The sequence below is a fragment of the Dactylosporangium sp. NPDC000521 genome (assembly GCF_042898305.1).
In the GTDB taxonomy this organism is placed as follows: Bacteria; Actinomycetota; Actinomycetes; order Mycobacteriales; family Micromonosporaceae; genus Dactylosporangium.
Genome location: NZ_JBIAYW010000046.1, coordinates 18,774 through 29,075, shown reverse-complemented (window position 1 = coordinate 29,075; position 10,302 = coordinate 18,774). Strand labels below are relative to the sequence as shown.

The 10,302-nt window shown below is 74.3% G+C and carries 9 protein-coding genes; all 9 read right to left on the bottom strand.

The features are described from left to right. On the bottom strand, positions 1-265 hold a 265-nt coding region (locus tag ACFY3L_RS53860; RefSeq protein WP_389343560.1), incomplete at its 3' end, for a hypothetical protein. A 97-nt stretch (positions 266-362) separates the two neighbouring features. Then, entirely contained in the window at positions 363-1,007 is a 645-nt protein-coding gene (gene lepB, locus ACFY3L_RS53855) for a signal peptidase I (protein WP_389343557.1), read from the bottom strand. Between the two features lie 94 nt (positions 1,008-1,101). Next, positions 1,102-1,326, bottom strand: a complete 225-nt coding sequence (locus ACFY3L_RS53850) for a hypothetical protein (RefSeq protein ID WP_389343554.1) — start codon at positions 1,324-1,326, stop codon at positions 1,102-1,104. A 23-nt stretch (positions 1,327-1,349) separates the two neighbouring features. After that, positions 1,350-1,880: an endonuclease V gene (locus tag ACFY3L_RS53845; RefSeq protein ID WP_389343551.1), complete on the bottom strand. Its 531-nt coding sequence runs from the start codon at positions 1,878-1,880 to the stop codon at positions 1,350-1,352. A gap of 172 nt (positions 1,881-2,052) precedes the next feature. Continuing rightward, a complete protein-coding gene (locus ACFY3L_RS53840) occupies positions 2,053-3,702 on the bottom strand; it encodes a potassium channel family protein (RefSeq protein WP_389343548.1) in 1,650 nt (549 codons plus the stop codon). A 61-nt stretch (positions 3,703-3,763) separates the two neighbouring features. Next, positions 3,764-5,338 carry a hypothetical protein gene (locus tag ACFY3L_RS53835; protein WP_389343545.1) on the bottom strand — a complete coding sequence of 525 codons (1,575 nt, stop codon included), beginning with the start codon at positions 5,336-5,338 and terminating at the stop codon, positions 3,764-3,766. A gap of 13 nt (positions 5,339-5,351) precedes the next feature. Then, complete coding sequence (locus ACFY3L_RS53830) at positions 5,352-6,182, bottom strand: hypothetical protein (RefSeq protein ID WP_389343542.1); 831 nt, start codon at positions 6,180-6,182, stop codon at positions 5,352-5,354. Then, on the bottom strand, positions 6,175-6,612 hold the full coding sequence (locus ACFY3L_RS53825) for a hypothetical protein (RefSeq protein ID WP_389343539.1): 438 nt from the start codon (positions 6,610-6,612) through the stop codon (positions 6,175-6,177). The genes ACFY3L_RS53830 and ACFY3L_RS53825 overlap by 8 nt, the downstream gene beginning before the upstream one ends. Continuing rightward, positions 6,612-10,031, bottom strand: a complete 3,420-nt coding sequence (locus tag ACFY3L_RS53820) for a LuxR C-terminal-related transcriptional regulator (RefSeq protein ID WP_389343536.1) — start codon at positions 10,029-10,031, stop codon at positions 6,612-6,614. The genes ACFY3L_RS53825 and ACFY3L_RS53820 overlap by 1 nt, the downstream gene beginning before the upstream one ends. Positions 10,032-10,302: the final 271 nt, after the last annotated feature.

The following is a 10,302-nucleotide window of genomic DNA, read 5'->3' as shown; positions in this document are numbered from 1 at the left end:
CGTACGAGGTGAAGTCCGACTCGTGGTACTCCACACCCGCCGGCGTGCTGTACGAGACCTCGTGGCCCTGGTCGAACGACGTCGACTCGGCCGACGCGGAGTCCTGCTCGTACACGCCGAAGTTCGAGTCGTAGTTGCTGTCAGCCGCGTTCACCTCGTGCAGCTGGTTCAGCGACTCGTGGTCCGCGCCGGCCTCCACGTGACCGTAGTCGGTGCCGCCGTCGTAACCCTGGTCGCCGTGGTCGCCGCTGTCCCACTCGCTCATTGCGTCTCCCCAGAATCTGCTGTGACTTGCTCGTTGCTGTTGACGAGAACATTAGGCAATTCCGCGGACCGTCGAATCCCCGAAACGTGCCACGGGATCATGCCAGCAGGACGCGGCCGGTGACAACGGAGAGGGGCCGGGGACCGTAGTGGCGGGAGTCGCGGGCGACCTCGCGGTTGTCGCCGAGGACGTAGAGCATGCCGTCGGGGACCGTCACCGGCGAGCAGCCGGTGGCCGCGCCGTGGGTGTAAGGCTCGTCCAGCGGCGTGCCGTTGCGGCGCACCCTGCCGTCGGCGCAGTCGATGGTGTCGCCGGCGAGGCCGATGACCCTGTCGACGGTGGTGACCGAGCCGCCGGGGTCCGACGGGGCGCGTAGCACGACGATGTCGCCGTGGTCGATGCCCGTCAGCCGGAACGCGATCCGGTCGACGACGGCGTGGTCGCCGATGGACAGGGTCGGCGCCATCGCGCCCGACGGGATCGAGCGGACCGGGAACGCGGCCAGGAACGCGGCCAGGACGGCGGCCGCGACCAGCGCGGCGGCGACGGCACGGCGGACCCCGCGCCGCTCCCGCAGCGCCAGCCTCACGGCGACCCGGAGGCCGCCGGCCGTCCAGCGCAGCACCGGCCAGGCGCCCTTGACCTCGTCGAGCTCGGCGATGACGGCGGCGCCCCACGGGCCGCGGCTGCCGGCGAGCGCCACGGTCAGGACGCCGCGGGCCAGCCGGTGGAGGGCGCTCACGACGCGGTCCGGGGGTGCAGGCGGGGCGCCGGGGAGGTGGCCTGCGCCGCGCGCCGGGCCAGGCGCGAGCGGGCCAGCGCCGCGCCGTCCTGGGTCAGCCGGTAGAGGTGGCGCGGGGGCGGCCGGGCTGCTCCGCCGGCTCCCAGCGGGTCTCCAGCAGCGCCCCCTCCGCGAGGCGCATCAGGATCGGGTACAGCGAGCCGGACGCCAGCCCGGTCTCCCGGCTCAGGTCATACCCGTACCGCCACGCGTCTGGCGCGGCGAGCAGGGCCTCGAAGACGTGCAGCGTCTGTGGCGACGAGTGCGGCAACCTCGGCATGCCAGAAACCCTACATATGAAGACTATTGCTGGGAAGATGCGGCGGGTGCGGCGCGCCCCCTGGCGAGGGAGTCGACCCGGCGCAGCGCGTCCGGCAGGCGGAACGTGCCCGCCATCGCCGCGACCAGCGCGGCCGCGTCGGGCAGTGGCACCCCGGCCGCGGTGACGAACAAGGGGCGGTCGGCGCCGCCGCGGCGCACGGCGACGGCGTGGGTGGCGCTGCGGAACGCGGTCTTCGCCACGCCGATCACCGGGATGCCGAGCTCGTCGCGGACGTGCGCGCCGAGGCCCGGGCGGCCGTCCGGATCCAGGTCGACGTAGCCGTCGACGATGAGCAGGTCGAGCGGCGGCAGCGGGTCCAGCAGCGCGTGGATCGCCGGCAGCTCGCGCTTGTAGAAGGCGCCCGGCTCATACGGGGCGACGTCGTCGAGCCAGGCGACGCGCTCGTCGATCAGGGCGCCGAAGGTCGGCTCGCCGGCGACCACCAGCGCGCCCCGGGCGCCTCCGGTGTCCGGATAGTCGACGTCGATGGCTCCGTACCGCAGCGGACTCACGCCGGCAAGTGAACCAGTCCACCGGCAAGGCGTCGACCAGGTTCCACCCGGGCGCGGTTCAGCGCAGGGCCTCGTCCAGGCGGATCGCCGCGTTGATCAGGCCGAGGTGCTCGACGTGTTGAGCGTGAGGGCCGGCCCGTCCGCCAGCACCCGCAAAGGGCGACCGGCCGGGTCAGGGGCGGGCGGCGGCGCGCTCCAGCAGTGAGACGAGGCCGGCGCGGGTCGCCACGACGATCATCGTGTGACTGCGGTCGAGGGTCCGGCCGCGGCTGCGTTCGGGCCACCAGAAGGTCTGGACGCCCTGGCCGAGGCCGGGGCGGCCGGTCTGGACGGCGACGAGACGGAGCTCGTCGGCGACGCCGACCTCGTGGAACGGGCGGCCCTCCAGCAGGGAGCGGGCGCCGACGCGGACCTCGGCGACGAGCAGGACGCGGCGGCCGACGGGGATCGTGTCGACGACCTCGCTGCCGACCATCGAGGCGGCGAAGGCGGGGGCGGCCAGGTAGGAGACGCTGCGGGAATGGTTGATGCCGAAGGCGACCTTGATCCGCCGGGCGAAGTCCTCCTCGAACAGCCGCAACACCACCCGCAGGTCGGCGCGCAGCGAGCGGGCCAGCAGAGCCGCCTCCAGGTTGGTGACGTCGTCGGTGGTGACCATGACGAGGCAGCGGGCCGTGGCCACCGACGCGGCCTCGAGGGTCTCGGTGTCCTTGGCGTCGCCGAGGATCACCGGGATGCCGAGCGCCCGGGCGACCGCCACGCCGCGGGCGGTCGGGGCGCGGTCCATGGCCACCACGTCGATGCCCTGGTCGTGCAGGCCCTGCACGACGCGCGCGCCGACGTTGCCGAGGCCGATGACGATCACATGGTTGCCGACGGGCACGGCCAGGCCGCCGGCGGCGATCTTCAGGCGGGCCTTGACGAGGGTGTTGACGACGGCGGCGGTGACCGCCGGGATGACCGCGACGCCCGCGAAGACCAGCGCGAGGTCGACGGCCTGGCTGATCCGGCCCGCCTCCAGGTCGGCGTTGGCGCCGCCGAGGGTCGTGAGCACGGTGACGTACAGCGCCCGCCACGGACTCAGGTCCCGGACGGCGGCGACCACGACGCTGCCGGCAGCGATCAGGGCGAACACGCCGACCAGGACCCGCCGCAGGCCGCCCTTGAGCACGAGCCGGGTCATCCGCAGGGGGTGCCGGCCGTCGCGCCGCGGCGCCGGCCGGACCTGGCCGTACACGCTGACGAGGACCAGGTCGGCGGCGTCGTCCGGCGGCAGGGTGGCGCCGGTGGCGGTGTCCGCCAGGCCGCACCGGATGTCGGCCGGGTTCGCGAGCGAGCGGTCGACGGCCGCGAGGCGCTGGCCGTCGGTGAGCTGGATCGACGTCGGGGTGTTGTCGCCGAGCGCCGCCGCGACGAACGCGGGCGCGGCGATCTCCGACGCGGACAGGACCGCGCAGTTGCGCACCCGCGACGCGACGCCCGCGCCGAGAACGGTGTTGAACATCCGCAGCACGACCCGGACGTCGGGCAGCGCCTCCCGGGCGATCAGCGCCGCGTCGACGTTGGCGACGTCGTCGGCGTCGACGAACGCGATCGCCTCGGCGTCGGCGAGCTCGGGCCGCAGGAACGTGGCCGCCGTCAGGCGCCGCTCCTGCACCACCATCGACCACGGGTCGGGCGCGCACAGCTCGGCGATCTCGGGCGCCAGGTTCTGCGTGAGCGACGGGACCACGGCCGTCACCTGCGCGCTGTAGCTGTTGATCAGCTCGCCGACCAGCCGCCGTGCGAGGGCGTTGTCACCCCAGACGACGAATCTGCGCACGCCATCGATCGTATCGACGGTGGGCCATCAATGTGGTGGCGTGACAGGCGACGACCAGGCGTCAACACGGTGGCGGGAAGCCGGCCAGGAGATTGACGTCGTACACCAGCACCGCGTAGCGGCCGGTGTCGAAGCGCTGCTTCGGTGAGCCCCACATCTTCATCGCCTGCGCCGGCGTCCCGTAGAACGGGCGGTCCTTCTCGAAGACGATGAACCTGGCGTCGTGCGCCGCGTCGTACATGTCGGCCTTCGACTGCCAGCACATCGGGACCACCCGGTCATGGTCGCCGATCACCGGCGCGACGGTCACCTTCCGGTGCGTGGTGACGGTGATGTTGTTGGACGCCCAGTAACCGCCGAGGCCGTAGGTGAGCCCGCGGGCCTGCAGCCAGTCGGCGACGGCCTGCCCCTCGGACGCCTCGGCGCGCGGCGGTGAGTACACCACCAGGTTCAGCGTGAGCAGCGCCAGCACGCCGGCCAGCACGCCCTGCCGCCAGCGGGCCGTGACCCCCCGGCCGGCGGGCCCGTCGGCGGTCATGAGCCGCGGCCCGACGACACGACCGGCGATGACCGCCGCCATCGGCAGCACCGGCGAGATCTCCCGCGCCGCCATCAGGTCGACCGGCAGCGTCGACACGATCTCCGCGCCGATGTCGCAGCAGATCGCGATCGCCATGATGGACTCGACCCGGTCGGCGGTGCCGCGCACCGTCCGCAGCAGCACGATCGCGACGGCGACCAGCGCGACGAGGAACCCGATCAGGTGCAGGTAGGAGACGCCCTGCTGGATCCACTTGCCCTGCCAGCCGGGCCGGTGGGTGCCGAACAGCACGCCCAGCATCCGCGCCGTCATGTGCGCCCGGCCGAACCACTCGTCCCACGGCGACAGCTCGATCGGCGGCTTCGGCGTGTGGTAGCCGCCGATCGCGTGCAGGCCCCACGTCGCCAGGTGCGACAGGGCCACCGAGACGCCACCGGCGAGGGCCAGCTGGAAGTCCATGCTGGTCAGGCGGCTCTTGTACGACCCGGGCAGCCGCAGCGCACGCACCAGGCACACCAGTGCGAGGGGGACGGCGCCGACGAACGTGACGAGGGGATCCCCCCACGCGCCCCACGCCAGCAGCAGCGCCACGACGACCGGCTTCGCCTTCGTGTCGCGCATCCGGTCGATCGCCCCCCACGCCAGCAGCAGCGGCACGGCGGAGCCGGTGTGGTTGGGCGAGGACAGCAGCGTCTGGTAGCCGGTGCCGGGCACCGGGCACAGCAGGATCGCGACGGTCACCCCGACCCGCAGCCATGCCTGGAGCCCGGTCGCGCGGCCCTTCGCGAGGGCGGCGGCGAGCAGCACGATCATCGTGTACGTGATGGCGGCCGCGATGTGGATCTGGTCGACGGTCGGTCCGGTGAAGACCTGGATCAGCCCGTACTGGATGAGCTCCGTCGGGTAGAACGCGACGTCGGACAGCGTCCACCCGGTCAGCAGCGGGTTGCCGTGGAACATGTCCCAGGCCTGCAGCGCGTTGCTCGCGCCGTCGCTGTTGATCGGGAACGCGTACGCCATCCGCCGGTATGCGAAGAACAGCCCCACGGCCGCGACGGCGATCCCGAACCCGGTCAACAGCCTGGTTTTCAACACCACGGCAGGGTAGCTACTCGAATTCGTCGGTCAGTTCGCGGTATGCGGCGAGTACCGTTTCCGTCCTTTCCGTCAGTGTTTCTGCCGGTTCCGTGTCGCGAGCCGGCCGGGCGTTGATCGCGCCGAGCAGCGCGTCGGCGGCGTCGATGCGCACGCGGGCCCGCGACTGCGCCGCCCGCTGGTCCAGGAACCCCTGGCACAGCCCGGCGAGGTGCCGCAGCCGCCCGACCCGCCGGCTCACCTCGGCGTCGATCTCGGTCAGCCGTTGCGTGAGCTCCGCCTGCCGGTCCGTGACGGCCGCGAACAGCAGGCCCGCGCCGATCGGCTCGCCCACCGACGCGCGCAGCGCCCGGACGGCGGTCCGCAGCTCGCCGCGCTCGGCGAGGGCGTGCGCGAGGTCCCACAGCGTGCGTTCCAGGGTGTCGTGAGGGTCGGTCGGGTCGCCGAGCCGCTCCAGCGCGGGCCAGGTCAGCACGATCCGGTCGGCGTACCCGGCGGCCTCCTCGAACACGGACCGGTCGCGGGGGTCCGTCAGGTACTGCCGCAGCGCCCGCTCCCGGCTCGCCGGCGTCCGCACCAGGTGCATCCCGGCGAGCAGGAACCCGGTGGCGGCGATCGCGGCCAGGACCGCCCGGCCCAGCGGCGGCGCGCCGAGCCAGTGGATGCCGAGCGCGGCGATCGCGGCACAGGCGAGGGCTGCCGCGTACGCGACGAACACCCAGTTGTCCGCCGGCCAGAATGGACCGACGCGTGGCTGCCCGGATCCGCCGGCGAGGGCCCGCTGCGCCGCGCCCGCCTGCCGGCGCACGATCGCGGTGCGCCGACCGCGCAGGTACTCAAGCACGCCGGATCAGCGCCGAGGTGGCGCTCGCGATCAGCAGCCCGGCGAGGATCCCGGGCAGGCCGGCGACGAGCCCGGCGAAGAGGGCCGTCGCCGAGAGTGTCGGCAGTGACAGCGGCCCCACCCAGCTCGGCAGGTGCTGCGCCGGCACGCCGACCAGCGCGATCAGCGCCGCGGCGGCCAGGGCGAACAGCGGTGCGAAGGGCTGGCCGGTCATCAGGACCAGGCCGGCGGCGAGCGCGATGCCCAGCGCCGGCCCCGGCATAGGCAGCACCGTGAGCAGGCCGACCGCGATCGCGGCGGCCTGCGGGTGGGCGACGCCGCCGACGTTGAGCGCCGGCCACGCGACGGTGGCCGCGAGCGCCGCCCAGACGCAGCGGCGCGTGGCCGCCGTCGCTGGTCCGGGCCCCTCGTCGACGGCGCGGACGAACATCACAGCAGCCGCAGTTCGCGCGCCCGCTCGACGGCCTCGCGCCGGCGGCCGGCGTGCAGCTTGCGGTAGATGTTCTTGACGTGCGTCTTGACGGTGTTGACCGACACGTACAGCGTCGAGGCGATCTCCAGGTTGGACATCGTGCCCTGCAGGTAGCGCAGCACCGTCAGCTCGCGCTCGGTGAGCGGCTCGACGAGGCTGCCGTCGGCGCCGCGCCCACCGCCCGACAGCGGCGATGAACCGGCCGCCAGCTCCGCCGCCAGCGGGTGGTACACGGGCAGCAGCGGCGCGAAGTTGGCCAGGAGGTCCCGCACGGGGTGCCCGCCGACGAGGAACGGCCGGCGGAAGCTCTCCTCCTCCGCGATGTCCAGGGCGACCTCCAGGCCGCGCAGCACCCGGTTGCGGTCGCCGAGCGCCCTACCGGCGAGGGAGGTCAGGATCGCGGCGTGCACGGTCCAGGTCAGCGCCGTGTCCACCGACGGGGTCGCGTACTGCTGAGCGGTCGACGCGGCGGCGGCCGCCTTGCCCTCGACCAGCGCCGCCGCCGCGTCGACACAGGCGGCCCAGCCCGGATACACATCCGGGTCGCCGCCGGTCGCGACGAGCCGCCGGGCCGCGCCCAGGTCGCCGCCGCTGATCCGTAGCTCCGCCTCCGTCAGGGCCAGGGCCCGCTCCACGCTGGGCGCGAGCGGCGCACCGCCGAGTTCCCGGCGGGCGGTGTGCAGCACCTCCAGGGCCGCGGCGAGCCGGCCCGAGCCGTGGCGGAGCTTCGCCCGCACCGTGGCGATCGCGACGAGCAGGTCGGGGTCGCCGGCGGCCAGGTCCAGGCCCTCGTCGAGGAGCCGGTCGGCCTCCGCGATGCGGTCCCACTCGCCGTACACGCTGGCCAGGGCCATCCGGACCCAGCCGAGGTCGGTCGCGTCGGTGATGCCGAAGCGGTCCGCGGTCACCAGCGCCTGCCGGCCGAGCCGAGCCGCCGCCCGCAGCCTGCCGCGGGCCGCCTCCAGCACCGACAGCTGTGCCGCGGCGCACACCTGCGTCTGCGCCATGCCTGTGCGCTGGGCGAGCACCAGAGCCCCGTGCAGGGGAGTCCCAGCGGCGGCGAGCTCACCCAGCCGGAGGCGGGCCGCGCCCTCGTCCAGCATGGCCAGTGCCCGCACCTCGTCGGTCTGCTCCTCGGGCCGGTTGAGCTCCCCCAGGGCGGCGAGCGTCCTGCGCGGGTCGCCGGACAGCCACGCCTCGGCGGCCATGAACCCGGCCATCATCCGCGGGCTGACCCGGGCCGGCGCCTTCGCCGCGGCCTGCTCCTTCGGTGTGCCGCTCGATGCTCCGTTCAGTTCCACGCCGGGTGTACCGGCGGACGCCCCACTCGGCGCGGGCGCGGTCATCACGGCCGTCGCACCGCCGCCGTTCGCGGCCGGGACGTGCAGCGAGGCCGGCACGGCCGACCCGGCCTGTGCGGCCCGCCCGACGGTCGCGCCGACATTGCCGGCCGGACCGTTCGCGCCCATCCCGTGGGTCGCGCGGTTCGCGACGGCCGGACCGCTGACGCCGATCCCGTGGGCCGCGCGGTTCACGTTCGCCGGACCGCCCGTGCTGACCGGGCCGCCTGTGCCGGCTCCTCCCGCGGATCCGCCGGTACCGATGCCGGCGGTCGTGCCGGTCGTGGTCGTGCCGGTCGTCGTGGTGCCGGTCGCGTTCGGGGCCCCGGCGCCGCTGGTGCTGGTGCCGGTGCCGCTGGTGCCGCCCTCACCGCCGGACGCGGTCGTGACGCCGCCGCTCGTGCCGGTCGCGGTCGTGCCGAACGCGTTCGTGTCCCCGGTGCCGGTGCCGGTGGCGGTCGCGCTCGCCGGCCCGGTCTCGCCGTTGCCGCCGGCGGTGCCGTCGCCGCCGGTCGTGCGGGTCGTGTCTGTGGCTCCAGCGCTGGTGCTGGTGCTGGTGCTGGCCTCTCTGCCGGACGCGGTCGTGACGTCCGTGTTCGTGACGAACGCGTTCGTGGTCGTGGTGTCCTCGGTGCCGGCGGCGCTCGTCCCGGCCGTGCTCGTGGGCGTGGTGGTCCGGGTGCTGCTCGTCCCGGTCGCGGTCGTGCCGTTCGCGGCCGTCCCAGTCGCGGTTGTCCCGCTCGCGGTCGTCCCGGTCGTGCTCGCGGCCGTCCCGGTCCCGGTCGTGCCGGCCGGGTTCTGGGTTTCGGCGCTGGAGGCGGGCGGGGTGTCGGCGACGCGGTTGCTGCGGCGCAGGTAGTCGCGGGTGCCCTCCAGGTCGCCGACCCGCAGGCGCTCCGCGGCGAAGGCCAGGGCCAGCCGCGGATCCGCGTGTTCGTCACCGGCCGGCGGGTGCGGCGCCGCCTCGTGCGGGCGGTCGTAGCGGACCCCGCCGACGATGTCCGGCCAGTGCCGGTCCAGCGTCTCGACGGCGCCGGTCCAGTCGTCGGCGAGCAGCGCGTGCCGCATCGCCTCGGCCGGGATGCCGTAGGTCGCGTGCCACGCGGCCGCGCGGCGGTGCAGCTCGGCGACGCGTTCGGGGTTGCGGCGCTGCAGCTCGGAGTGCAGGGTGCGGGCGAAGAGCGGGTGGAACCGGTACCAGCCGCCGGGGCCGGCGTTGCGGGTCAGGAAGGCGTTGGAGCCCTTGAGCTCGGCGAGGACCCGCGCGCCGTCGTCGCGGCCGGTGATCGCCTCGACCAGGCCGGCGTTGAGGCGCGTCGCGACCGCGGTGTCGAGGAGCAGCCCGCGGGTGTCGGCGGGCAGCGTCTCGATGACCTCGCCGGTGAGGAAGTCGCCCACGGCGGTGCTGTAGGGGCCGCCGTCGTCGAGGACCCGCTCCGGCTCCGGGTGCCCGCGCATCGCCATCGCGGCGAGCCGTACCCCGGCCGGCCAGCCCTCGGTCATCGAGTGCAGCGCGTACAGGGTGCTGCCCGGCAGCACGACGTCGTGCGCGGCCAGCAGCTGCGCGGTCTCGGCGATGGTGAGCGACAGGTCGGTCGTGCGCACCTCGGTCAGCGAGCCGTTGACCCGCCAGCGGTACAGCGGCAACGCGGGATCCCGCCGGCAGGACAGCACCAGGTGCAGGCGGCCCATGCCGTGCCGGACCAGCGCCTCCAGCTCCGCGAGCGCGGCCTGGTCGCTGATCTCGCGCACGTCGTCGACGACCACGACGTGGGGGCGGTCGAGCGCGTCGACGGCTCGTGGCAGGTCGTCGGCGTAGGGGTCGGGCTTCAGGTCCCCGGCGGGCAGCGTAGCGTCCCCGGCGGAGAGGGCGCCGCGGAGCCGGGCGGGCACGTCGGCGCCGTCGGGTGAGTTCGCGGTCACCCAGCGCACGACCGGCACCTCGTCACCGATCCGCACGGTGCGGGCCCATGCGACCAGCGCCGCGGTCTTGCCCCATCCGGCGGGCGCGGTCACCAGCGTCAGCGGCGCGCGCACAGCGGCATCCAACTGCGCGACGACGCGGTCGCGCAGAACGTATCCGGGTGGGAGGTCCGGCACCGCCAACGTCGACGGGGCCGTTCCACGGCGATCCTGCTGTACCAACGCTTGCGACACTCGGTGCCCCCCGATTTCATACCTCGCCAAACGTGACGAGCAAAGCACCGCCCCAAGCTGCGGGGCCTCACCCTGCCTGGGTGGTCTTCCCTCGGCCGATGTGGCTGTTTGCCTTGCGTAGCAACGGTTGCATCGACATCGCTGCACCGGC